The organism is Streptomyces sp. NPDC005791, assembly GCF_042871485.1.
In the GTDB taxonomy this organism is placed as follows: domain Bacteria; phylum Actinomycetota; class Actinomycetes; order Streptomycetales; family Streptomycetaceae; genus Streptomyces.
Window position 1 is genome coordinate 1 of sequence record NZ_JBIAIP010000013.1, and the last position, 24,273, is coordinate 24,273.

At 70.7% G+C, this 24,273-nt stretch carries 19 protein-coding genes; 7 read left to right on the top strand and 12 right to left on the bottom strand.

Annotated features, from left to right (window positions below; genetic code table 11):
- Positions 1 to 299: 299 nt before the first annotated feature.
- From ACFYSH_RS24310 to metH, 3 genes are all read right to left on the bottom strand, one after another.
- On the bottom strand, positions 300 to 1,892 hold the full coding sequence (locus ACFYSH_RS24310; RefSeq protein WP_359477949.1) for an ABC transporter substrate-binding protein: 1,593 nt from the start codon (positions 1,890 to 1,892) through the stop codon (positions 300 to 302).
- Between the two features lie 314 nt (positions 1,893 to 2,206).
- Positions 2,207 to 2,902, bottom strand: coding sequence for an HAD family hydrolase (locus ACFYSH_RS24315; protein ID WP_388755175.1), 696 nt, complete (start codon positions 2,900 to 2,902; stop codon positions 2,207 to 2,209).
- Positions 2,903 to 3,042: 140 nt separating this feature from the next.
- On the bottom strand, positions 3,043 to 6,555 hold the full coding sequence (gene metH, locus ACFYSH_RS24320; RefSeq protein WP_388755178.1) for a methionine synthase: 3,513 nt from the start codon (positions 6,553 to 6,555) through the stop codon (positions 3,043 to 3,045).
- A gap of 240 nt (positions 6,556 to 6,795) precedes the next feature.
- Here metH and ACFYSH_RS24325 point away from each other — a divergent pair, with 240 nt between their 5' ends.
- The 4 genes from ACFYSH_RS24325 to ACFYSH_RS24340 all read left to right on the top strand — a co-directional run bounded on the left by ACFYSH_RS24325 (position 6,796) and on the right by ACFYSH_RS24340 (position 11,818).
- Positions 6,796 to 7,560: an IclR family transcriptional regulator gene (locus ACFYSH_RS24325; protein WP_359477958.1), complete on the top strand. Its 765-nt coding sequence runs from the start codon at positions 6,796 to 6,798 to the stop codon at positions 7,558 to 7,560.
- 274 nt (positions 7,561 to 7,834) lie between these two features.
- Complete coding sequence (locus tag ACFYSH_RS24330; RefSeq protein WP_359477961.1) at positions 7,835 to 8,626, top strand: MIP/aquaporin family protein; 792 nt, start codon at positions 7,835 to 7,837, stop codon at positions 8,624 to 8,626.
- A gap of 39 nt (positions 8,627 to 8,665) precedes the next feature.
- On the top strand, positions 8,666 to 10,195 hold the full coding sequence (gene glpK, locus ACFYSH_RS24335) for a glycerol kinase GlpK (protein WP_359477964.1): 1,530 nt from the start codon (positions 8,666 to 8,668) through the stop codon (positions 10,193 to 10,195).
- Between the two features lie 12 nt (positions 10,196 to 10,207).
- Entirely contained in the window at positions 10,208 to 11,818 is a 1,611-nt protein-coding gene (locus tag ACFYSH_RS24340; RefSeq protein WP_359477967.1) for a glycerol-3-phosphate dehydrogenase/oxidase, read from the top strand.
- A gap of 197 nt (positions 11,819 to 12,015) precedes the next feature.
- Here ACFYSH_RS24340 and ACFYSH_RS24345 read toward each other — a convergent pair whose 3' ends face one another.
- From ACFYSH_RS24345 to ACFYSH_RS24370, 6 genes are all read right to left on the bottom strand, one after another.
- The gene (locus ACFYSH_RS24345; protein ID WP_388755183.1) at positions 12,016 to 13,173 is read right to left on the bottom strand and encodes an LLM class flavin-dependent oxidoreductase; all 1,158 of its coding nucleotides are present in this window, start codon (positions 13,171 to 13,173) and stop codon (positions 12,016 to 12,018) included.
- A gap of 22 nt (positions 13,174 to 13,195) precedes the next feature.
- Positions 13,196 to 14,377 carry an SfnB family sulfur acquisition oxidoreductase gene (locus ACFYSH_RS24350; RefSeq protein WP_388755186.1) on the bottom strand — a complete coding sequence of 394 codons (1,182 nt, stop codon included), beginning with the start codon at positions 14,375 to 14,377 and terminating at the stop codon, positions 13,196 to 13,198.
- A complete protein-coding gene (gene ssuE, locus ACFYSH_RS24355; RefSeq protein ID WP_359477975.1) occupies positions 14,370 to 14,924 on the bottom strand; it encodes an NADPH-dependent FMN reductase in 555 nt (184 codons plus the stop codon). The genes ACFYSH_RS24350 and ssuE overlap by 8 nt, the downstream gene beginning before the upstream one ends.
- 69 nt (positions 14,925 to 14,993) lie before the next feature.
- Complete coding sequence (locus ACFYSH_RS24360; protein ID WP_359477978.1) at positions 14,994 to 16,211, bottom strand: acyl-CoA dehydrogenase family protein; 1,218 nt, start codon at positions 16,209 to 16,211, stop codon at positions 14,994 to 14,996.
- Positions 16,212 to 16,254: 43 nt separating this feature from the next.
- Complete coding sequence (gene sfnG, locus ACFYSH_RS24365) at positions 16,255 to 17,376, bottom strand: dimethylsulfone monooxygenase SfnG (protein WP_359477981.1); 1,122 nt, start codon at positions 17,374 to 17,376, stop codon at positions 16,255 to 16,257.
- Positions 17,377 to 17,658: 282 nt separating this feature from the next.
- A complete protein-coding gene (locus ACFYSH_RS24370) occupies positions 17,659 to 17,760 on the bottom strand; it encodes a putative leader peptide (RefSeq protein WP_359477984.1) in 102 nt (33 codons plus the stop codon).
- Between the two features lie 103 nt (positions 17,761 to 17,863).
- Between ACFYSH_RS24370 and ACFYSH_RS24375 the strand changes: the two genes are divergently transcribed.
- Both ACFYSH_RS24375 and ACFYSH_RS24380 read left to right on the top strand, forming a co-directional pair.
- Positions 17,864 to 18,760 carry a LysR family transcriptional regulator gene (locus ACFYSH_RS24375; RefSeq protein ID WP_359477987.1) on the top strand — a complete coding sequence of 299 codons (897 nt, stop codon included), beginning with the start codon at positions 17,864 to 17,866 and terminating at the stop codon, positions 18,758 to 18,760.
- A gap of 80 nt (positions 18,761 to 18,840) precedes the next feature.
- Positions 18,841 to 19,512, top strand: a complete 672-nt coding sequence (locus ACFYSH_RS24380; RefSeq protein WP_359477990.1) for a FadR/GntR family transcriptional regulator — start codon at positions 18,841 to 18,843, stop codon at positions 19,510 to 19,512.
- Here ACFYSH_RS24380 and ACFYSH_RS24385 read toward each other — a convergent pair.
- Both ACFYSH_RS24385 and ACFYSH_RS24390 read right to left on the bottom strand, forming a co-directional pair.
- Positions 19,501 to 20,289, bottom strand: a complete 789-nt coding sequence (locus ACFYSH_RS24385; RefSeq protein WP_359477993.1) for an SDR family NAD(P)-dependent oxidoreductase — start codon at positions 20,287 to 20,289, stop codon at positions 19,501 to 19,503. The two genes, ACFYSH_RS24380 and ACFYSH_RS24385, sit on opposite strands and share 12 nt — an antisense overlap.
- Positions 20,289 to 21,608: an L-fuconate dehydratase gene (locus ACFYSH_RS24390; RefSeq protein ID WP_388755193.1), complete on the bottom strand. Its 1,320-nt coding sequence runs from the start codon at positions 21,606 to 21,608 to the stop codon at positions 20,289 to 20,291. Before ACFYSH_RS24390 ends, ACFYSH_RS24385 begins: the two co-directional genes overlap by 1 nt.
- A gap of 230 nt (positions 21,609 to 21,838) precedes the next feature.
- Here ACFYSH_RS24390 and ACFYSH_RS24395 point away from each other — a divergent pair, with 230 nt between their 5' ends.
- A complete protein-coding gene (locus ACFYSH_RS24395; RefSeq protein ID WP_359477999.1) occupies positions 21,839 to 22,888 on the top strand; it encodes a PAC2 family protein in 1,050 nt (349 codons plus the stop codon).
- 83 nt (positions 22,889 to 22,971) lie between these two features.
- Here ACFYSH_RS24395 and mshC read toward each other — a convergent pair whose 3' ends face one another.
- Positions 22,972 to 24,201 (bottom strand): cysteine--1-D-myo-inosityl 2-amino-2-deoxy-alpha-D-glucopyranoside ligase, encoded by a 1,230-nt coding sequence (gene mshC / locus ACFYSH_RS24400; protein ID WP_359478002.1) that lies wholly within the window; start codon positions 24,199 to 24,201, stop codon positions 22,972 to 22,974.
- Positions 24,202 to 24,273 lie beyond the last annotated feature (72 nt).

Sequence of the window (24,273 nt, forward strand, 5' to 3'; positions counted from 1 at the left end):
CCGGACGCCACGATCAGCACCCGGGCGAGCGTGGTCGTGGAGGACGGGACACCGGGCGTCCAGGTCTGACGCCCTCGCCGTGGTGGGGGGGGGGGCCCCCGGGGCCCGCGCCCCCCCGGGGGGGGGGCCCCCCCCCCCCCCCCGGGGGGGGGGGGGCGGGCGCCCGCCCCCCCCCCCCCCCCGGCCGGGGGGGGGGGGGGGGCCCCCCGCCCCCCGGGGGGGGGGGGGGGGCCCCACCCCCGGGGGGGGGGGGGGGGGGGGCCCCCCCCCCCCCACGCCGGTTCTTCGTATCCGCCCCGTCAGGACTCGCCGCGGGCCAGCTCCCAGAGCTGGAGGTCGGCCGAGGAGGTGACGGCCCACTCCACACCGGTCAGCTCGTCGACCGAGGCGACGTACTGCTTGCCCTGCCAGACCGGCAGGATGGGGACGTCGTCGGCAACGACGTCCTGCAGCTTCTCGAAGGCCGGGCTCGCGGCGCTGCGGTCGGCCTCGCGGCGGGACTGCGGGATGAGCGCGCCGTGCGCCTCGGTCAACGTGTAGGGCGAGTTGAGGAAGTTGTTCTTGTCGAGGAACGGCGCGATGTAGGTCTCGGGGTCCGGGAAGTCGGGGAACCAGCCCATGCCGTACACGGCGTACTCGCCCTTCTTCTGGGCGGGGCGGAACTTGTCCCAGGGCGCGCCCTCGACGTCGACCTCGAACAGCTTCGTGTCGTTGAGCTGCTTCGCCAGCGCCTCGTACTCCGCCTCGGTGGCGGGACCGTAGTGGTCCGTCGTGTAGTGCAGCGTGAACTTCACCGGAGTGCTGATGCCGGCCTTGTCCAACAGCTTGGCGGCCGCGTCCACGTCGGGCTCACCGTACTTGTTGTAGAACGAGTTGGTGTGGCTGGTGATACCGGACGGGATCAGCGAGTAGAGCGGCTCGGCGGTGCTGCCGTACACCTTGTTGGCGATGGAACCGCGGTCGATCACCTGGGCCATGGCCTGACGGACGGCCTTGTCCTTCACCACGGGATCCTCGGTGTTGAACGCGATGTAGCTGATGGCCAGGCCGGGCATCTCGGTGAGCTTCAGGCCCTCCTTCGGCTCCTGGAGCATCTTCTGGGACTGCTCGGGCGACATGGTGCGCGTCATCATGTCGATCTTCTTCTCGTCGAGCGCCTTGCCCATCGCCGCCGCGTCGGGGAAGAGCTCCAGCTCGACCTTCTCGTTCCTGATCTTCAGATCACCCTTGTACTTCGGGTTCTTGGTGAAGACCACCTTGACGATCTTGTCGCCCTCGACCTCGGGCTTCATCGTGTAGGGGCCGGATCCGTCGACCTGGAAGCCTTCGCGGGCCTCCTTCGCCGGGTACTTGTCCTTCTGGACGATGCCGGCGGGCGGGGTGGCGAGCTTGTAGGGGAAGGTGGCGTCCGACGTCTTCAGGTGGAAGACGATCTCCTTCTCGCCCTTGGTCTCGATCGTGTCGATGTTGTCGAGCAGGCCGACCGGGCCGCTCTCGTCCTTGATGTCGATCACGCGCTGGAGGGAGTACTTCACGTCCTCCGGGGTGACGGGGGTGCCGTCCGCGAAGGTGAGTCCGTCACGCAGGGTGCAGCGGTAGCTCTCGTTCGCCGTGTCGGTGAAGGTGCAGCTCTCGGCGGCCTCGGGGACCGGCTCGCCGCCGCCCCGCGGTATGTGGGTCAGGGTCTGCACGGTCTGGCGCAGCATGTTCCACACACCGGCCTCGTAGCCGATCGCCGGGTCGAGGGGGGCAGGGTTGTCCTTCGATGCGATGAACTGGTCCGTCGTCCCGACCACGATGGCATCGCCCCCGTCGTCCGACCCGCCACAGGCTGCGAGCACGGGCGCGAGCAGGCCCACTACGGCCGGCAGCACCAGCGTCTTGCGGTTCATCTGGACGTTCTCCCTCGGTCCGGCCTGTGAGAAAACCGAGATTAGTAGGCGTCACAGCGGGGCTTGACCGGGTCGGATCGGCCGCGTATCCATTCGGTGATCAGTGATGACGGGTTGTCCACGTCACGCGCGGGAATGTTTCGTACACGTAACCATCAAACCGGGACGTATGGGGTCGCGAAACGGGCAGCAGAGCCCGCCCGGTGGCGCGCCCGGCATCACGTCGAGTGACGAACATCACGCCTGCACTCCCCGCCGGTCGCATTGACATGGACCTGATATTCCCGGCGTGAGAGCCCTCCGTGCATCCGTTGTCACTGAGCGACCAGGCCCCGCAGGAAGGCGAGGTCCACCTGCTCCAGGGAGGGCACGACCGCTCTGCCCTGCGCGGGTGCGATCGGCGCCACGGACGGCACGGCGACGACGCGGCAGCCCGCCGCCTCGGCAGCGGCGACTCCGGTCGCCGTGTCCTCGATGACCGCGCAGCGCCAGGGATCCGCCCCGAAGCCCGCCGCCGCGACGAGGTAGGGCTCGGGGTGGGGCTTCGTGCGGGTCACCTCGTCCCCCGCGACCGTGAACGCGAAGTGATGACGGCCGACGGAGTCGAGGACCCTGTCGATGATGCGCCGGTGCGAGGCGGAGACCAGGGCGGTGGGCACCTCGTGCTCCGCGAGCTCGGCGAGCAGCCGGGCGGCGCCCGGCATCAGCGCCACCCCGTGTCCGATGCGCTTCTCGAAGCGGTCGTTGAGCAGCACGGTGAGCTTCTCGAGGGAGATGTCGGCGCCGGTGACCTCGATGAGGTAACCGGCACTGCGGGTCATGGGCCCGCCGACCACCACGTCGCGCCAGGCCTCGTCCAGCCGGTGACCGAGGTCGGCGAAGACCTCGACCTCCACGTCCCACCAGAATCCTTCGGTGTCGACCAGTGTGCCGTCCATGTCGAGCAGGACGGCTTGCAGCGCCGACCCTTCGGCCGTGCGGGTCAGGGACGCGGGGACCGTACTGGTCATCCGGCACACCTCCATGAGGGACGAGAAGGCCGGCCGCCTCCCCGGTGGGGACGACGGCCGGCCTGCACTGGACCGACCAGTCTACGGCTCCAGCCCGTACGGCGCGCGGAGTGGGGCGTCACCGCGCGTTGAACGGATCCTTACCGTGCGTTGAAGTACTTCGCCTCGGGGTGGTGGATGACGATCGCGTCCGTGGACTGCTCGGGGTGCAGCTGGAACTCCTCGGAGAGCTTCACCCCGATGCGCTCGGGCTCCAGGAGCTCGGCGATCTTCGCCCGGTCCTCCAGATCGGGGCAGGCCCCGTAGCCGAGGGAGAAACGCGCCCCGCGGTACTTCAGCGCGAACATGTCCTCGACGTCGGACGGGTCCTCGCCGGCGAAGCCGAGCTCGCTGCGGACCCGCGCGTGCCAGTACTCGGCGAGTGCCTCGGCGAGCTGCACGGACAGTCCGTGCAGCTCCAGGTAGTCACGGTAGGAGTTCGACTCGAAGAGCTCGGCCGTGGCCCCGCCGATCTTCGAACCGACGGTGACGACCTGGAGACCGATCACGTCCGTCTCACCGGACTCCTCGGGGCGGAAGAAGTCCGCGAGGCAGAGGCGACGGCCGCGGCGCTGGCGCGGGAAGGTGAAGCGGGTGCGTTCCGAGCCGTCCTCGTGCAGCAGGATCAGGTCGTCGCCCTTGGAGACGCAGGGGAAGTAGCCGTAGACGACGGCGGCCTCCAGCAGGTTCTCGGTGTGGAGCTTGTCGAGCCAGCCGCGCAGGTGCGGACGGCCCTCGGTCTCCACGAGCTCCTCGTACGTCGGTCCGTCACCGGCACGCGTCTGCTTGAGGCCCCACTGGCCCTTGAAGAGCGCGCCCTCGTCCAGCCAGGAGGCGTACTCCTTGAGCTGGATGCCCTTGACGACCCGGGTGCCCCAGAACGGCGGCTCGGGGACCGGGTTGGTGACCGACACGTCGGACCGCACGCCCTCCTCCGGCTCGTCGGCCTCGATCAGCGGGGTGTCCCGCTTGGGCACACGGCGCTGCTTCAGCTCGGGGAGGACGGCCCCCGGGACGCCGCGCTTGACCGCGATGAGGGCGTCCATCAGCCGCAGTCCCTCGAACGCGTCCCGGGCGTAGCGGACCTCGCCCTCGTAGATCTCGTGGAGGTCCTGCTCGACGTAGGCCCGGGTGAGGGCGGCGCCGCCGAGGATCACCGGGTAGTCGGCCGCCATCTTGCGCTGGTTCAGCTCCTCCAGGTTCTCCTTCATGATCACCGTGGACTTCACCAGGAGGCCCGACATGCCGATGACATCGGCGCGGTGCTCCTCCGCTGCGTCCAGGATCGCGGAGACGGGCTGCTTGATGCCCAGGTTGACCACGTTGAAGCCGTTGTTGGACAGGATGATGTCGACGAGGTTCTTGCCGATGTCGTGGACGTCTCCGCGAACCGTGGCGAGCACGATGGTGCCCTTGCCCTCGGCGTCGGTCTTCTCCATGTGCGGTTCGAGGTGGGCGACCGCGGACTTCATGACCTCGGCGGACTGCAGCACGAAGGGCAGCTGCATCTGCCCGGAGCCGAAGAGCTCGCCGACGACCTTCATGCCCTCCAGGAGGGTGTCGTTGACGATGTCGAGGGCGGGACGGCTCCGCAGAGCCTCGTCGAGGTCGGCCTCCAGGCCGTTCTTCTCACCGTCGATGATGCGGCGCTGGAGCCGCTCGTCCAGTGGCAGGGCGAGGAGCTCCTCGGCCTTGCCCTGCTTCATCGACTTCATGTTGACGCCCTCGAAGAGCTCCATCAGCCGCTGCAGCGGGTCGTAGCCCTCCGCGCGGCGGTCGTGGATCAGGTCGAGGGCGACCTTGACCTGCTCCTCCTCCAGCCGCGCGATCGGCAGGATCTTGGAGGCGTGCACGATCGCCGAGTCCAGACCCGCCTTCACGCACTCGTCGAGGAAGACGGAGTTCAGCACGACCCGGGCGGCCGGGTTCAGACCGAAGGAGATGTTGGACAGACCCAGCGTCGTCTGCACGTCGGGGTGGCGCCGCTTCAGCTCGCGGATGGCGCCGATGGTGGCGATCCCGTCCTTGCGGGACTCCTCCTGACCGGTACAGATGGTGAAGGTCAGGCAGTCGATGAGGATGTCCGACTCGTGGATGCCCCAGTTGGTGGTGAGGTCCTCGATGAGCCGCTCGGCGATCGCGACCTTGTGCTCGACGGTGCGGGCCTGGCCCTCCTCGTCGATGGTCAGCGCGATCAGCGCCGCACCGTGCTCGGCGGCCAGCCCGGCCACCTTCGCGAAGCGGGACTCGGGGCCGTCACCGTCCTCGTAGTTGACGGAGTTCAGTACGGCCCGGCCGCCCAGCTTCTCCAGACCGGCGCGCAGGACGGGCACCTCGGTGGAGTCGAGGACGATCGGCAGGGTCGAGGCGGTGGCGAAGCGGCCGGCCAGCTCCTCCATGTCGGCGACGCCGTCGCGCCCCACGTAGTCGACGCAGAGGTCGAGCATGTGCGCGCCCTCGCGGATCTGGTCGCGGGCCATCTCCACACAGTCGTCCCAGCGTGCGTCGAGCATGGCCTCGCGGAACTTCTTCGATCCGTTGGCGTTCGTACGCTCGCCGATCGCGAGGTACGAGGTGTCCTGGCGGAACGGGACGGTCTGGTAGAGCGAGGCCGCTCCCGGCTCGGGGCGCGGGGCGCGGGGAGTGAGCTCGGAGCCGCGGACCCGTTCGACGAGTCGGCGCAGGTGCTCCGGGGTCGTACCGCAACAGCCGCCCACGAGCGAGAGCCCGTACTCCTGCACGAAGGTCTCCTGGGCGTCGGCCAGACCCTCGGCGTCGAGCGGGAAGTGGGCCCCGTCCTTGGTCAGCACGGGCAACCCGGCGTTCGGCATGCAGAGCAGCGGGATCCGGGAGTGGCGCGTGAGGTAGCGCAGGTGCTCGCTCATCTCGGCGGGGCCGGTCGAGCAGTTCAGGCCGATCATGTCGACGCCGAGCGGCTCGAGCGCGGTCAGCGCGGCGCCGATCTCGGAACCGAGCAGCATGGTGCCGGTCGTCTCGAAGGCCAGCGAGCACAGCACCAGGAGGTCGCTGCCCATCGCCTCCAGGGCGCGCCGCGCGCCCAGGACGGCGGCCTTGGTCTGCAGGAGGTCCTGCGTCGTCTCGATGATGAGCGCGTCGGCGCCGCCGGCGATCAGGCCCTCGGCGTTCTGCTGGAAGCCGTCCCGCAGGACCGTGTACGGAGCGTGTCCCAGCGTCGGCAGCTTCGTGCCGGGGCCGATCGAGCCGAGCACCCAGCGCTGCTGTCCGGTGGATGCGGTGAACCGGTCGGCGGCCTCGCGGGCGATGGCCGCACCGGCCTCGGAGAGCTCGTGGATCCTGCCGGGGATGTCGTATTCGCCCAGGGCGGAGGCGTTGGCTCCGAACGTGTTCGTCTCGACGCAGTCCACGCCGACAGCGAAGTACTCCTCGTGCACCGAGCGGACGATGTCGGGGCGGGTGACGTTCAGGATCTCGTTGCAGCCTTCGAGGTTCTCGAAGTCCTCGAGCGTGGGGTCCTGGGCCTGGAGCATGGTGCCCATGGCACCGTCGGCCACCACCACCCGGGTGGCGAGCGCCTCACGGAGCGCTGCGGCTCGGTTCCGGGGGTCAGCTGCGGGGGTCGGCAACGAGGCCATGGATGTTCTCCCTGGGATGCGACGGCTGTCGGCTTTGCGCCCCTCTGTGGAGGGGGACACGCCGCCAGCGTAGCCGGGAGGCGGCCGGGCCGGTCATCGCGTCCCACGGGGCGGACTGCATGCTGTGCGATGAACGGCCCCCCTCGCGAGTGAACGCGTAATCTACGCGCCACCGGACAGGGGTCGGCATCGACCGATAGTGTTCAGCATTGTCGAACCGAGGTGGAGGAGTACGGCGCGATGGCGAAGAACATCCAGTCGCTCGAGCGGGCAGCGGCGATGCTGCGCCTGCTGGCCGGCGGCGAGCGCCGGCTCGGCCTGTCCGACATCTCGTCGTCGCTGGGTCTGGCCAAAGGTACCGCGCACGGCATCCTGCGCACCCTCCAGCACGAGGGCTTCGTCGAACAGGACGCCGCGTCCGGCCGCTACCAGCTCGGCGCCGAGCTGCTGCGCCTGGGCAACAGCTATCTCGACGTGCACGAACTGCGGGCGCGCGCGCTGGTGTGGACCGACGACCTGGCCCGTTCCAGCGGCGAGAGCGTCCACCTGGGCGTGCTCCACCAGCGCGGGGTCCTGATCGTCCACCACGTCTTCCGCCCGGACGACAGCCGTCAGGTGCTCGAGGTCGGCGCCATGCAGCCGCTGCACTCCACCGCCCTGGGCAAGGTCCTCGCCGCCTACGACCCGGTCGCCCACAGCGAGGCCACCGAGGTGGAGCGGCGCTCCTTCACACCGCGCACCGTCACGGACGCGGACGAGTTCGAGTCACTGCTCGACCTGACCCGGGCGCAGGGCTGGGCGGCCGACGTCGAGGAGACCTGGGAGGGCGTGGCGGCGGTGGCCGCACCCGTCCATGACCGGCGCAGGATGCCGGTGGGCGCCGTGGCCGTCACGGGCGCCGTCGAGCGCGTCTGCGTCGGCGGCGAGCTGCGGCCCGAGCTCGTCGCGGCGGTGCGGGACTGCGCCCGCGCCGTCTCCCGGGACCTGGGCGCCGGGCGCTTCTGAGCGCCCCTTCGGCACCCCCCGCCTCTCCGGTAACGATCGAGTCGCGCGTCACAGACCTCTTGACGCACCACCCATCGGGGAGAAACATTGCCGCTCACCGGTCGGCATTGTCGAACACCTAACGGCTATACGCGTTAGGGTGTGACAGTGCCGAGGGCCGGTCAAGCCCTACAGGTGACGTACCCGTCCTCGACAGGTACCCACCTGGGGCCGCGATCCACCGGAGGGACCCGGTGTTTCGCCTTCCCCTGGACGAAGGACAAAGGAGTCGCGGGTGTCCAGCTCCGACATCTTCATCGGCGAGACCATCGGTACCGCCATACTCATCCTGCTCGGCGGCGGTGTCTGTGCCGCCGTCACGCTGAAGCGCTCGAAGGCACAGAACGCCGGCTGGCTGGCCATCACCTTCGGGTGGGGGTTCGCCGTGCTCACCGGCGCCTACATCGCCTCCGGTGTGTCCGGCGCCCACCTCAATCCGGCGGTCACGATCGGCCTGGCGATCCAGGGGGGCACCGCGTGGAGCGATGTGCCCCTGTACCTCGTCTCCGAACTGTTCGGCGCGATGATCGGCGCCGTGCTCGTCTGGGCCGTCTACTACGGGCAGTTCCACGCGCACCTCACGGATCCCGAGATCGTGAAGGACCAGCCGGCCGAAGAGGGCATGGTCGACCAGTCGGCGGCGCCGAAGGCCGGCCCCGTACTCGGCATCTTCACCACCGGCCCGGAGATCCGGAACGGGGTGCAGAACGTCGTCACGGAGATCATCGCCACGTTCGTGCTCGTCCTGGCGATCCTCACCCAGGGCCTCAACGACGAGGGCAACGGCCTCGGCGCGCTCGGTGCCCTGATCACCTCACTGGTGGTCGTCGGCATCGGTCTGTCGCTCGGCGGCCCGACCGGCTACGCGATCAACCCGGTGCGTGACCTCGGTCCGCGGATCGTGCACGCGTTGCTGCCACTCCCGAACAAGGGCGGGTCGGACTGGGGCTACGCCTGGGTACCGGTGGTAGGACCGCTCATCGGGGCCGCATTGGCCGGCGGACTCTACAACCTCGCCTTCGCCTGAGCCACATCTCCACACGACACAGACTTCCGGGAGCCAACCGTGACCGACGCACACACCACCGGCCCGTTCATCGCGGCCATCGACCAAGGCACCACGTCCAGCCGCTGCATCGTCTTCGACAAGGACGGCCGGATCGTCTCCGTCGACCAGAAGGAGCACGAACAGATCTTCCCCAAGCCCGGCTGGGTCGAGCACGACGCGACCGAGATCTGGGAGAACGTCCAGGAAGTCGTCGCGGGGGCGATCGTCAAGGCCGGTATCACCTCCGCCGACGTCAAGGCGATCGGCATCACCAACCAGCGCGAGACCACCCTGCTCTGGGACAGGAACACCGGTGAGCCCGTCTACAACGCCCTCGTCTGGCAGGACACCCGCACCGACGCCCTCTGCAAGGAACTCGGCCGCAACGTCGGCCAGGACCGCTTCCGCCGCGAGACCGGCCTGCCGCTCGCGTCGTACTTCGCCGGGCCGAAGGTCCGCTGGCTGCTCGACAACGTCCAGGGGCTGCGCGAGCGCGCCGAGCGCGGCGACATCCTCTTCGGCACCATGGACTCCTGGGTCATCTGGAACCTGACCGGCGGCACCGACGGCGGGGTCCACGTCACCGATGTCACCAACGCCTCGCGCACCCTCCTGATGAACCTGCACACGATGCAGTGGGACGACAAGATCGTCCAGTCCATGGAGATCCCGCCCTCCGTCCTGCCGGAGATCCGGTCCTCCGCCGAGGTCTACGGCACCGCCAAGGGCGGCGTCCTCGACGGGGTCCCGGTGGCCTCCGCTCTCGGCGACCAGCAGGCCGCTCTGTTCGGCCAGACCTGCTTCGCCCAGGGCGAGGCCAAGTCCACGTACGGCACCGGCACCTTCATGCTGATGAACACCGGCCACACCCCGGTGAACTCGTACAACGGACTGCTGACGACCGTCGGCTACCAGATCGGTGAGCAGAAGCCGGTCTACGCCCTCGAGGGGTCCATCGCCGTCACCGGTTCGCTGGTGCAGTGGATGCGCGACCAGATGGGCCTGATCAAGTCCGCGGCCGAGATCGAGACGCTGGCCTCGTCGGTCGAGGACAACGGCGGCGCGTACTTCGTGCCCGCGTTCTCCGGCCTGTTCGCCCCGTACTGGCGCCCCGACGCCCGCGGTGTCATCGCCGGTCTCACCCGCTACGTGACCAAGGCGCACATCGCCCGGGCCGTGCTCGAGGCCACCGCCTGGCAGACCCGCGAGATCAGCGACGCCATGACCAAGGACTCCGGCGTCGAGCTGACCGCGCTCAAGGTCGACGGCGGCATGACTTCCAACAACCTGCTGATGCAGACGCTCTCCGACTTCCTGGACGCACCCGTGGTGCGCCCCATGGTCGCCGAGACCACCTGCCTCGGCGCCGCCTACGCCGCCGGTCTCGCCGTCGGCTTCTGGCCGGACACCGACGCGCTGCGTGCCAACTGGCGCCGTGCCGCCGAGTGGACACCCCGCATGGACGCGGCCACGCGTGACCGCGAGTACAAGAGCTGGCTCAAGGCCGTCGAACGGACCATGGGCTGGATCGAGGACGAAGAGAGCTGAGGAGCAATCGACATGACCACCCTGCAGAGCGTCCCCGCCCTCGGGACGCATCCGGCCTCCGGCTCCCTCCCGAGCCGCGCCGAGACCCGGGAGCAGCTTTCCAAGGCGACGTACGACCTCCTGGTGATCGGCGGCGGCATCCTGGGCATCTCCACCGCCTGGCACGCCGCGCAGTCCGGACTGCGGGTGGCCCTGGTGGACGCCGGCGACTTCGCCGGCGCCACCTCCTCCGCCTCCTCCAAGCTGCTCCACGGCGGTCTGCGCTACCTCCAGACCGGCGCGGTCAAGCTGGTCGCGGAGAACCACTTCGAGCGGCGCGCGGTGTCCCGTCAGGTCGCCCCGCACCTGGCCAACCCGCTCACCTTCTACCTGCCCGTCTACAAGGGCGGGCCGCACGGCGCCGCCAAGCTCGGCGCGGGCGTCTTCGCCTACTCGGCGCTGTCCGCCTTCGGTGACGGCGTCGGCCATGTGATCAGCCCCGCCCGGGCGCAGCGCGACGTACCCGAGCTGCGCACGGACAACCTCAAGGCCGTCGCGGTCTACGGCGACGACCAGATGAACGACGCCCGGATGGCGCTGATGACGGTCCGCGCGGCCGTCGACGCGGGCGCCGTCGTCCTCAACCACGCGGCGGTGACCGGGCTGCGGTTCACCAAGGGCCGGGTCACGGGCGCCGAGCTGGAGGACCGGCAGGACGGCACGGAGTTCGGCGTCGACGCACGCCTCGTGCTGAACGCCACCGGCCCGTGGGTCGACCACCTGCGCAAGCTCGAGGACCCGAACGCGGCGCCCTCCATACGCCTGTCCAAGGGCGCGCACCTGGTCCTCAAGCGCACCCGCCCGTGGAAGGCCGCGCTGGCGACGCCCATCGACAAGTACCGGATCACGTTCGCCCTGCCGTGGGAGGACATGCTCCTGCTCGGTACGACCGACGAGGAGTACGAGGGCGACCCGGCCGATGTCTCGGTCACCGAGAAGGACACGGCGCAGATCCTGGACGAGGCCGCGTTCTCCGTACGCGACCAGCAGCTGTCCCGCGACCTGATCACGTACTCCTTCGCGGGGCTGCGCGTACTGCCCGGCGGTCCGGGTGACACGTCCAAGGCCAAGCGGGAGACGGTCGTGACGGAGGGCCGCGGCGGGATGCTGTCGGTCGCGGGCGGCAAGTGGACGACGTTCCGCCACATCGGCCGTACGGTGATGAACAAGCTGGCCGAACTGCCCGGGCACCCCCTCGCCGAGGACATGGAGCCGATGGCGAGGCTGCCGAAGAAGGTGCCGCTGCCCGGTATCGCCAACCCGAACGCCGTCGCGCACCGGCTGATGGTCGACGGCGGTACGCCCGGGCCGCGCATGGCCGCCGACACGGCCCGGCACCTCGCGACGCACTACGGCTCGCTGTCCTTCGACATCGCTCGGCTGGCGAACGAGAACCCTGCGCTGGCGGAGCGCATCCACCCCGACGCCCCGGAGATCTGGGCGCAGGTCGCGTACGCGCGCGACCGCGAGTGGGCGGAGACGGCGGACGACGTGCTGCGCCGCCGCACGACGCTGACGATCCGGGGGCTGGCCACGGACGGCATCCGGGCCGATGTCGAGCGCATGCTGGCCGACGGCCGCTGACGCAGGCGGCTCGCGGAGGCGGGGGCGGTCTCCCGGTCGGGAGGCCGCCCCCGCGGCGTTGCACCCGTACGGCCTGCCCTGCGGCCGCCGTACGTGCGATGTGACGCGGGGACAGGGGCGCGGGACGCCGCCGTGACCTCCCCGCGGGGCAGCCGCCAGTGACCCCGCCGGCGCACGCCACGGCCCCTGCGCCGGTCTCAGGCCCCGGCCGGCGCCCCGGCGAAGGGGATCAGGGCGGGGCCGGGGGAGGCCGGGCCGTCCGGGTGGGCCCAGAGACCGCGGGCCGCGAGCCGGGGCAGGACGCCCTCGCCGAACCAGTACGCCTCCTCCAGGTGCGGGTAACCGGAGAGGACGAACTCGTCGATGCCGAGACGGTGGTACTCCTCGATACGCTCGGCGATCTCCTCGTGGCTGCCGACGAGTGCGGTGCCCGCGCCGCCGCGGACCAGACCGATGCCGGCCCACAGGTTGGGGTGGATCTCCAGACCGTCGCGGCCGCCGCCGTGCAGGGCGAGCATCCGCTTCTGTCCGTCGGACTCGCTGCGGGCCAGGCCCTCCTGGACCGAGCGCACGGTATCGGGGTCGAAACCCGACAGGAGCCGGTCCGCCTCGGCCCAGGCCTGCTCGGAGGTGTCCCGGGCGATGACGTGGAGCCGGATGCCGAAGCGCGGATTGCGCCCCTCGCGCTCGGCGAGCCCCCGTATCCAGGCGATCTTCCCGGCGACCTGGGCGGGCGGTTCGCCCCAGGTGAGGTAGACGTCCGCGTGCCGGGCCGCGACCGCGCCGGCGGCCGGCGAGGAACCTCCGAAGTACACCTGGGGCACGGGGTCGGGAACCCGGGTGAGCCGGGCGTCCTCGACGGTGAGGTGCTCGCCCTTCAGGTCCACCGTCCTGCCGTCCCACAGGTCACGGACGATCTCCAGGAACTCGCCGGTGCGGGCGTAGCGCGCGTCCTTGTCGAGGAAGTCCCCGTAGGCGCGCTGCTCGTGGCTCTCCCCGCCCGTCACCACGTTGAGCAGCAGCCGTCCCCCGGTCTGGCGCTGGTAGGTGGCGGCCATCTGCGCGGCGAGCGTGGGCGAGACGAAGCCGGGCCGGAAGGCGACGAGGAACTTGAGCCGTTCGGTGTGCTGGCTGACCATGGCCGTGGTCAGCCAGGCGTCCTCGCACCAGGCTCCGGTCGGGGTCAGGACCCCTTCGAAGCCGAGGGCCTCGGCGGCGCGGGCGATCTGGGCGAGGTAGCGGACGGTGGGCGGACGGTCGCCGCCCGCCGCGGTGACGGGGGTGCCGTGGCCGCCTCCGACGACATGACGGCTGTCGCCGTTGGTGGGCAGGAACCAGTGGAAGGTGAGGGTCACCGGTGATCTCCGATCGAGGGTGTCACAGCAGGCCGTGGCGGGGCGGGCGGGTGCCGTTGAGGACGTGGCGGCCGAGGTGCTGGATCTTCCAGCGGGGCGGGTCGTGGAGGGTGTGGGTGCGGGCGTCGCGCCAGTGCCGGTGCAGATTGAGCGAGTCGAGGGCGGAGCGGGTGCCGGCCACCTCGAAGAGGGCTCCCGCGACCTCGACCGCGGCGCCCGCCGCGTACACCTTGGCGGCGGCGACGGCGAGGGACGCCTCGGCGGCGGTCTCGTCGGTCAGCGTGGCCCGCGCGACGTCCACGGCTCGCGCCGCGGTGTCCAGGAGCGCGTCGCCGGCCCGTACCCGCAGGTCCAGCTCGCCGAACCGCTGGATGAGCAGCGGGTCCTCGGCCGCGGTGTCGCACCCGCTCTCGAACCAGGGCCGGCTCTTCGTCCGGACGAAGTCCGCCGCTTCGGCCAGGGCCCCGGCCGCGATCCCCGCGTCGATCGCCGCGTGCAGCAACTGCGCGACCGCGCCGTGCAGCTGAGGGCCCTCGAAGGTCAGATGGTGGGCGAAGACCCGGTCGGCGGGCACCCGCACTTCCTCCAGCCGCACCGTGCCGCTCGCCGTGGTGCGCTGGCCCATGCCGTCCCAGTCGTCGACGACGGTGAGGCCGGGTGCGCCGGCCGGGACGCAGGCGACGTACAGCTTCCCGTCGGCGCCGAGGGCGAGCACGGGGATCCAGTCGGCGAAGAGGGCGCCCGTCGAGTAGTTCTTCACCCCGGTGAGCAGGTAGGAGCCGTCGGCGGTGGGTTCCAGCCGGGTGCGGATGTCCTGGATGTGACGGGTTCCGGCCTCCGACTGGGCGTTGCCGAGCCGCTTGCCGGCCAGCAGCTCGCCGTAGAAGAAGGCCTGTTGCTCCGGTGTGCCCTGTCTGCGGATCACGTTGACGTACGCGAAGTGGCTCTGCGGGATCTGCGCGAGGCTTGCATCGGCCGAGGCGAGCAGCCGCAAGACCCGGGCGAGGGTGACCGCGCCGACGTCCGCGCCGCCGTGGTCCGCGGGGACGGTCACGGCCAGCAGGCCGGACGCGGAGAGCTTGTCCAGTTCGGCGTGGGGCAGCAGGCGTTCGGCGTCCCGCCGCGAGGCCCCCGCGCGGAATTCCGCGGCGAGTTCGGCGGCCTTCTTCAGTGACTGGGCGTCGTCGCGGATGACCTCAGCCATGGACAGCCACCGGTGCGTGGGTCTCGAGCGCGGCCGCGAACCCGTCGACGATCGCGCCGAGCGCCTCGGCGTCGGCGGCGTCGACGGTGAGGGTCCCTTCGGCTGACACCGTGATGTGCCGGTCCAGGACGAACCATCCCTGGGTGATGTGGGCTGCGCCCATCGAGCTGAGCACCGGGCGCAGCGCGTAGTCGATGGCCAGGACATGCGCGGTGCTGCCGCCGGTGGCCAGCGGCAGGACGGTCTTCCCCGCGAGGGCGTACTGCGGGAGCAGGTCGAGGAGCGACTTCAGCAGGCCCGAGTAGGCGGCCTTGTAGACGGGCGTGCCGATGACGACGCCGTCGGCAGCCGCGAACAGGTCCAGGGCCCCGGCCACCGCCGGATGTCCGAAGTCGGCGCGCAGAAGGGCGTCGGCGGGCAGTGTGCGGACGTCGAGCGGTACGACCGTGTGGCCACGGCCGGCGAGCCGCGCGTCGAGGTGGCGCAGCAGCCGTGCGGTGCGGGAGGTGGCGGAGGGGCTACCCGAGACGGACAGGACGGTGGCCATGGGCCCTCGTTTCGTGATGGCGGGCAGGGGCCCGGCGTGCCCGTTCGGGACGGGCACGCCGGGCGGCGGTCAGGAGTACCAGGTGGGCTCGGGCAGTTCCCCGGTGAGGACATGGCGGCCGACCTCGCGCCGCTTGTAGGCGACCGGGTCGTGCAGGGTGTGGGTACGGACGTTGCGCCAGAACCGGTCGAGGCCCTCGGCGGAGGCGGTGGCGCGGGCGCCGGTGACCTCGAAGATCCTGCTGGTGACCTCCAGGGCGACGTCGGTTGCGCGGGCCTTGACCGCGGCGACGCGCACCTCGAACGCGCCGCGGGTCTGCTCGGTGACGGCGTCGGGGTCCTCGTGCAGCGCCTGGCCTTCGAGGGCGACGGCGTCGGCCAGGGCCTCCACGGCCCAGAGCTTCGCGGTGAGATCGCCGTAGACGTCGATGACGTACGGCTCGTCGACGGCCTCGTCGTAGCCGCCGTGCAGCCAGGAGCGGGACTTGGTGCGGGTGTAGGTGGCCGCCGTCTCCAGGGCCCCGGCGGCGATGCCGAGGTAGAAGCTGACGAAGACCAGCTGGATGACGGGGACGTTGAGGGTGTTGTACGTCCGGGGCAGGAACTCCTTGTCCACGAATCCGGCGGCCGAGGACCAGGGGGTGCGTACGCCGTCGAGGCTGACGCCGCCGCTCTCGGTCAGCCGCTGGCCGATGTTGTCCCAGTCGTCGTGGAAGGTCAGCCCTTCGCTGTCGGAGGGGACGATGGCGAAGACGTGCTTGTCGGTGCCTTCCAGGACTCCTTCGAGCACGGTGACATCGGAGACCCTGCTGCCGGTGGAGAAGGTCTTCCTGCCGGTGAAGAGGAGGTCGTCACCGTCCTCGGTGACGGTCACGTCGTTGTCGCGCGGATTGACCGCGCCGCCGAAGAACCACTGGTTGCGGGCGGCTTCGGCCTCTACGTGCTCCCACTGCTCCCGGGTGCCGACCAGGCGGGCGGCCCAGTTCCACAGGTAGTGGTAGCCGAGGAGCTGGCCGATGGAGCCGTCGGCCTTGGAGACCTCGCGCACCACGCGGTAGGCGGTGGTCCAGTCCTGGCCGGCGCCGCCGTGCGCGGCGGGGCCGAGGAGGGTGACGAGACCGGACTCCTTGAGGAGCCGGACCTCGGTGTGGGGGGTGGCGCCGGCCTTGTCGCGGTCGGCGGCGTCGGTGGCCAGGACCGCTGCGACCTCAGTGGCGCGGGCGATCCAGCCCTCGGCGTCCCTGGGTGCCGGGCTGGTCTGCCAGTCGGTGGGTGCGACGGTGCTCATCGTGGACCTCTTTCGTGGTGCTGGTGCGGGTACGCGGGGTGGTTCAGGAGCGGGAGGGTTCGGGGACGGCCTGCTGGGCCTCCAGTTCTCGGACCAGGGGCAGCACCTTCTTGCCGAAGTACTCGACCTCCTCCAGGTAGTGGAGGAAGCCGAGGAGGAGGAGGTCGACGCCCAGCCGCTTGTAGGCGACGATCCGCTCGGCGATCTGTTCCGGGGTGCCGATCAGGCCCGTACGGAAGCCGTCGTTGTACTGGACGAGGTCCTCGAAGGAGGAGTCCTGCCACATGCCCTTGCCGTCGGCGGTGGACCGTCCGGCCTGTTTCACGGCGGCGCCGAATCCCTCGACGGCCTCGGAATCGGCCTTGGCGACGATCTCGCGAAGGGTCTCGCGGGCCTCGGCCTCGGTGTCACGGGCGATGAGGAAGCCGTTGAGTCCGAACTTCGGCGCGGCTCGGCCTGCGGCGGCCGCGGACCTGGCCACGTCCTGGATCTGGCCGGTGACGCCGTCGAAGTCCTTGCCGTTGCTGAAGTACCAGTCGGACACCCGGCCCGCCATGGCGCGTGCGGCCGTGGAGTTGCCGCCCTGGAAGATCTCCGGGTGCGGGCGTTCGGCGGTGTTGAGCGGCTTGGGCTTGAGGGAGAAGTCCCGGATCCGGTAGAAGTCGCCGGCCAGCTCGGCGTGGTCCTCGGTCCAGACGGCGCGCAGGGCCCGGATGAACTCCTCGGAGCGGCGGTAGCGTTCGTCGTGCTCCAGCCAGGGTTCGCCGAGCGCGGTGAACTCGTCCTTGAACCAGCCGCTGACGACGTTGACGGCGAACCGCCCCTTGGACAGGTGGTCGGCGGTCGCACCGAGCTTGGCGAGCACGCCCGGGTGCCACAGGCCCGGGTGGACCGCGGCGATGACCTTGAGCCGCTCGGTGGCCAGCAGCAGGGCGAGGCTGAAGGAGGTCGACTCGTGCTGGTACTCTGCGCCGTAACTGGCCATGTAGCGGACCTGGCTGAGCGCGTAGTCGAAGCCGTTGTTCTCGGCGAGCACGGCCAGCTCGCGGTTGTAGTCGTAGCCCCAGTCGGTGCGCTGTTCGATCCGGCTGGTGACCAGGCCGCCGCTGACATTGGGCACCCAGTACGCGAAGCGCACGGGGTCGGCGGGCCGTGGAATGGACATGAGGACTCCCGGAGTCGGGGGAAACGGGCAGGGGTGGGGAGCGCCCGGCGGTCGGTACAGGACCGTGCGCTACGACAAAGGACGGCGCGGCACGGCGCACGGACCGGTGCACAGCGGCGCGGACGGCCCCGGAGCGGCCCGGAGCAGCACAAGGAGCCGGGCGGCGCGAGGCGGAACGGACGTCGTCGAGGAATGCCGGGTCACCGGCGATGAGGGGTCCCGTGGACGGGCGGGTCCGTCCTGGTCAGGACGGCGTGGAACAGCGCGCGAAGGAGGGACTCCTCAGACTTCGCGACAACAGAACGCACTGGCGACACGAGCGAGGTCGATATGACGTCGCTGCGTGAAATTCCGTCGGTCCTTCATGCCGCCCACCCTAGCCATCTCCGGCGCCGGCAGTCGAGTAGGCAATCACGAGGCGTTGATAGGGTTTCCCTTCAACCGGGCCCGGCCGGTGAATCCGTCCCGGTCGCGGGGGTGCGTGGGCATGCGTGTGGAACAGCTCGAGTACATCGAGGCGGTGACACGGCTGGGCTCGCTGCGCCGGGCCGCCGAGGAGCTCCATCTCTCCCAGCCCGCCCTGAGCGAGACCGTGCGCAACCTCGAACGCGAGCTCGGGGTGGATCTCCTGGACCGCAGACGCTCCGGGGCGAAGATCAGCGACGAGGGCAGGGAACTGCTGCCGCACATCATCGGCGTGATCGACGCGGTGGACCGGCTGCGGCGGGCGGCGGACCACCAGCACCACATCAGCCGGATGGTCCGGCTCGGGACGGTCAACACCGCGACGGTCCCCCTGCTCGTTCCGGCGGTACGCGAGTTCCGTGCGAGCCATCCCACGACACAGGTGGAGGTCGTCGGGGCGCAGCAGGCCGAGATCCACCGCTCGCTCCTGGAGGGCGGTTTCGACCTCGGGCTCGTCAACTACCTGCAGGGCGACGACCTGCCGCCCGACTTCCAGACGACGGAGCTGCTGCGCGGGCGGGCCGTGGTCTGCATGCGCCCCGACAGCCCGCTGGCGGCCCGGGAGACGGTCGGGGTGGGCGATCTCCTCGCGGAGCCGCTGATCGTCATGCGCTCCGGTTACGTCATGCACCGGTTCATGCACCGGCTGCTCGCGGGCCGCGCCCCCGCCTTCTCGTACTCAACGGACGGCGCGGAGATGGGCAAGCTGATGGTGGCGGAGGGTCTCGGGGCGACCGTCCTGCCCGACTTCAGTGTCGTCGGCGACCCCCTGGAGCGCGGCGGATCGATCGTGTGCCGGCCGCTCGAGGATGCCGGGGCCGACGTTCTCCTGGTGCTCCAGCGCCGCAGGTCGGGTTCCGTCCCGCGCGCGGCACGCGACCTCCACCGCCTCCTCGTGGAGCGTGCGCGGGGCCTGTGACCGGGCGAGGGCACGGCACCGGCCGCGGGCCGCATAATGAGGTCCATACATCGGATGTCTTGTGCGCGAGGAGGCCCCACATGGCCGTCACCGACGAAGCGATCGAGAAGATCAAGGGGATGATCGTCTCAGGTGCCCTGGCCCCGGGCGACCGGCTCCCCAAGGAGAGTGAGCTCGCCGCGGAGCTGGGCCTGTCGCGCAACTCGCTGCGCGAGGCGGTGCGCGCGCTGTCGCTGATCCGGATCCTCGACGTCCGTCAGGGCGACGGCACCTATGTCACCAGCCTCGACCCGCAGCTGCTCCTGGAGGCGCTCAGCTTCGTGGTGGACTTCCACCGCGACGACACGGTGCTGGAGTTCTTCGCGGTACGCCGGATCCTGGAACCGGCCGCCACGGGGATGGCGGCGCTGCGTATCACGGAGGACCAACTCGACGCACTCGGTGCACAGTTGGACGCCCTGGGCCCCGACCCCTCGGTGGAGGCACTGGTGGCGGGCGATCTGGAGTTCCACCGGAGTATCGTCCGGTCCTGCGGCAACGCGGTGCTGTGCTCCCTGCTGGACGGACTGTCCGGCCCGACCACCAGGGCCAGGGTGTGGCGGGGGCTGACCCAGGAGGACGCGGTGAGCCGCACCCTGCGCGAGCACCGGGCGATTCTCGCCGCGCTCCGGGACCGGGACGCCGAGGCGGCCCGGTCCTGGGCGACGGTTCATGTGGCCAGCGTGGAGCAGTGGCTGCGCTCAACCCTGTGAGGGCGCGGCCGGGCGCAGGCGCAGGCCCTGCATCCCCCCGTCGACGGCGAGCGCGGTACCGGTGACGGACGCGGCCGCCGGGCTCGCCAGGTAGGCCACGGCGGCGGCCACCTCATCGGCGGACACCAGCCGCCCCAGGGGCTGGCGGGCGTCGAGCGCGGCACGCTCCGCGACCGGGTCCTCGGCCTGGCCGAGCAGCCGGCCGATCCAGGGGGTGTCCGCCGTACCGGGATTGACGCAGTTGACCCTGATCCCCTCGCGGACGTGGTCGGCGGCCATCGCGAGGGTGAGGGAGAGCACGGCGCCCTTGCTCGCGCTGTAGAGCGCGCGCTGCGGCAGACCGGCGGTCGCCGCGATGGAGCAGGTCTGGGTGATCGACACGGCCCCGGGGCGCCCGGCCGCGGCACGGCGCAGATGGGGCAGCGCGTGACGGGCGGTGCGGACCATGCCGAGCACGTTGATGTCCAGTACGCGGGTCCATTCCGCGTCGGGGTTGTCCTCGACGGTGCCGATCGAGCCGATCCCCGCGTTGGACACCACGGTGTGCAGGCCGCCCAGTTCCGCGGCGGCGCGGTCGACCGCGTTCCGTACGGCCTCGTCGTCCGTCACGTCGGCCTCGAGGGCGAGCGCTCCCTCGGGAACGCCGTCGGTGGCGAGGTCCAGTACCGCGACGCGCGCCCCGCGTGCGAGCAGCAGGGTCGCCACGGCGGCCCCGATCCCGGATGCGCCACCCGTCACCAGGGCGGTCAGTCCGTCGAAATCCTTCGTACCGGCCATCAGCGGTTCTCCTCGGGGGTGCGGCGGGACTGCCAGACAGGGCCTCGCGGGTAGCGGTGTGCGGCGATCGAGGCGGGGAGCATCCGGGCGGAGAAGCCCGGTGCGCGGGGGGTGACGTAGTGGCCGTCCGCGATGACGGCCGGTTCGGCGAAGTGCTCGTGGAGGTGGTCGACGTATTCGATGACGCGGTCCTCCCGACTGCCGGAGACCGCGACGTAGTCGAACATCGAGAGGTGCTGGACGAGTTCGCACAGTCCGACGCCTCCCGCGTGGGGGCAGACCGGGACGCCGTACTTGGCGGCGAGCAGCAGGACGGCGAGGTTCTCGTTGACGCCCGCGACGCGTGCGGCGTCGATCTGGACGAAGTCGACGGCTTCGGCCTGGAGCAGCTGCTTGAACACGACCCGGTTGGCGACGTGTTCGCCGGTGGCGACCTTGACCGGCTGCCCGGCGCGCACGGCGGCGTGGCCGAGCACGTCGTCAGGGCTGGTCGGTTCCTCGATCCAGTACGGGTCGTACGGAGCGAGTGCGTTCATCCACTCCACCGCTCCGGCCACGTCCCAGCGCTGGTTGGCGTCCACGGCGATCCGGATGCCGGGGCCGACGGCCTCACGGGTGAGTGCGAGCCTGCGGACGTCGTCGTCCAGATCGGCGCCGACCTTCAGCTTGATCTGGGTGAAGCCGTCCGCGACCGCCTCCTCGGCCAGCCGCACGAGCTTGTCGTCGTCGTACCCCAGCCAGCCGGGCGAGGTGGTGTACGCGGGATACCCCTCGGCGAGCAGCCGCTCGGTGCGCTCGGCACGGCCCGGCTCCGCGGCCCGGAGGATGCCGAGTGCCTCCTGCGGGGTGAGGGCGTCCGTGAGGTAGCGGAAGTCGACCAGGGAGACGAGCTCCTCCGGGGTCATCTCCGCGAGGAACTGCCAGACGGGCTTCCCCGCCAGTTTCGCCGCGAGGTCCCACGCCGCGTTGACGACGGCTCCGGCCGCCATGTGCGTCACCCCCTTCTCGGGGCCGAGCCAGCGCAGCTGGGAGTCGTGCGTGAGCGTCCGGTAGAGGGCGGCGAGGTCAGCGGCGGTTCGCGGGACGCGGCGCCCCACCACGTACGGCCGGAGGCTCTGGATGGCGGCGGCCATGACATCGTTGCCTCGGCCGATGGTGAAGCAGAACCCGTGCCCCTCCTCGCCCGCACCGTCCGTGCGCAGGACGACGTAGGCGGCGGAGTAATCGGGGTCGGCGTTCATGGCGTCCGAGCCGTCCAGCTGTTCCGAGGTGGGAAACCGGATGTCGTCGACCTCGAAATCCATGACGGTCAGACTCATGTGCGCCCCCAGGGGAATAACATCGGATCTCTCAACGGTCATCCGATGTATAGCTTCCCGCAGACCCCGAAGTCCAGAGTGCGGAGGAAGTTTGATCACTTTCGATCGGGACAGCTCGGATGAATCAAGGGGCGGCACGCTTCCCCTCCACGCGCAAACGGCCTGCGGCGGAACAGGGCGGAAGCCGTAAGGTTGGTCCGTACACAAGGGAACTTCGGAAGGAGGCCTGGGTGATCGAGCTCGAGGGGGTACCCGAGCTGGTCGACCCGGTCATGGTGGCCGCGTTCGAGGGCTGGAACGACGCCGGTGACGCCGCCTCCACAGCGGTGGCGCATCTGGACCGGGAGTGGAAGGGCGAGGTCTTCGCGGCGCTCGACGCCGAGGACTACTACGACTTCCAGGTCAACCGGCCCACGGTGTGGCTCGACGGTGGGACGCGGAAGATCACCTGGCCCACCACGCGGCTCTCGGTGGTCCGGATCGGCGGCGAGAAGCCCCGTGACCTGGTGCTGATCCGTGGCATCGAGCCCTCCATGCGCTGGCGTTCGTACTGCAACGAGATCCTGGGCTTCGCCCATGAACTCGGCGTGGAGATGGTCGTCATCCTGGGGGCGCTGCTCGGCGACACCCCGCACACCAGGCCGGTGCCCGTCAGTGGGGTCACCTCCGACCCGGACCTGGCGAGGACCATGGATCTGGAGGAGACCCGGTACGAGGGGCCGACCGGCATCGTGGGGATTCTCCAGGAGGCGTGTACGCACGCGGGGGTGCCCGCGGTGAGCCTGTGGGCGGCGGTGCCGCACTACGTGTCGCAGCCGCCGAACCCGAAGGCGACGCTGGCGCTCCTGAACCGTCTCGAGGATCTGCTCGGGCTGCGGATCCCGCTGGGCGAGCTGCCCGAGGACGCCCGGGCCTGGCAGCTCGGGGTCGACCAGCTGGCCGCCGAGGACAGTGAGGTCGCGGAGTACGTGCAGACGCTGGAGGAGGCGCGGGACACCGCCGAGCTGCCCGAGGCGTCCGGTGAGGCCATCGCCCGGGAGTTCGAGCGGTATCTGCGGCGCAGGGACGTCGGCGGGCCCGGACAGGCTCCGGGCGGTCACGCCACGGAGAGCGGTGACGTGCCGTATCTGCGGGACACGTCCAGCGGCCGTACGAGGCCGCCGAAGCCGCCGCGTCCGGAGAAGGGGAAAGGCAGGGCCAAGGACAAGGACGCCGACGGGGGCGCCGCCCCCGAGGACCCGCCGCCGGCCGGACCGGACGAGGACGCCTCGGACGACTGACTCCCTGAGCATGTGGAACGGCCCCGGACTTCGCATCGCCCTCTCGCGAAGTCCGGGGCCGTTCGGCGGTTTCCGCGGGGTCGCTACAGGGCGACGCCCAGCAGGGCGTCGACGGTACGCGAGACGAGACCCGGCGCGCCCTCGTCCGTGCCGCCTGCGGAGCTCTGCGCGGCGGCCCAGCGGTCCACCGCGGCGAGTGCGGCCGGGGAGTCCAGGTCGTCGGCCAGGGCCTCCCGGACCTCCTCGACCAAGGCGTCGGCGCAGAGTCCGTCGGGCCGGGAGACGGCGGCACGCCAGCGGGCGAGACGCTCGACGGCGTCTTCGAGCACCTGGTCGGTCCACTCCCAGTCGGACCTGTAGTGGTTCGCGAGCAGGGCGAGCCTGATCGCCGCGGGGTCCACGTCGTCCCGGCGCAGTGCCGACACGAAGACGAGATTGCCCTTGGACTTGGACATCTTCTCGCCGTTCAGGGCGACCATGCCGGCGTGGACGTAGGCACGGGCGAAGGGGTGCTCGCCGGTCAGCACCTGGGCGTGCGAGGCGCCCATCTCGTGGTGCGGGAAGGCGAGGTCGGAGCCGCCGCCCTGGACGTCGAAGGTCATGCCCAGGTGGTCCAGCGCGATGGCGACGCACTCGATGTGCCAGCCGGGCCTGCCGCGGCCGAGGGTGCCGCCGTCCCAGCTCGGCTCACCCTCGCGGGCGGCCATCCAGAGCATCGGGTCGAGCGGGTTCTTCTTGCCGGGGCGCTCCGGGTCGCCGCCGCGCTCGGCGGAGAGCAGTCGCATGGCCTCGGCGTCGAGGCCGGAGACCTCACCGAAGTGCGGGTCGCACTCGACGGAGAAGTACACGTCGCCGTCGAGTTCGTAGGCGGCGCCCGCGTCGCGGAGGCGTTCCACGAGCGGGACGATGCCGGGTATCGCCTCGACGGCCCCGATGTAGTGCTTCGGGGGAAGCATGCGCAGGGCCGTCATGTCCTCCCGGAAGAGAGCCGTCTCGCGTTCGGCGAGCTCGGTCCAGTCCTCGCCGTCGCGTACGGCCCGCTCCAGCAGCGGATCATCCACGTCGGTCACGTTCTGGACGTAGTGAACCTGCCGCTCGGTGTCGAGCCACACGCGCTGAACGAGGTCGAACGCGTTGTAGGTCGCCGCATGACCCATGTGGGTCGCGTCGTACGGCGTGATGCCGCAGACGTATATGCGGGCGACGGGACCGGGGTCAAGGGTGATCCGTCCGCCGGTCGCGGTGTCGTGGATCCGAAGGTCGCGGCCCTTGCCAGGCAGGGCGGGGACCTCAGAAGCGGGCCAGGCATGCATGACATGAGCGTAACCGGACGATGCTTCCGGATACGAACCGGATGGCAGATCGTGGCCGAAGAGGCGGTCTTG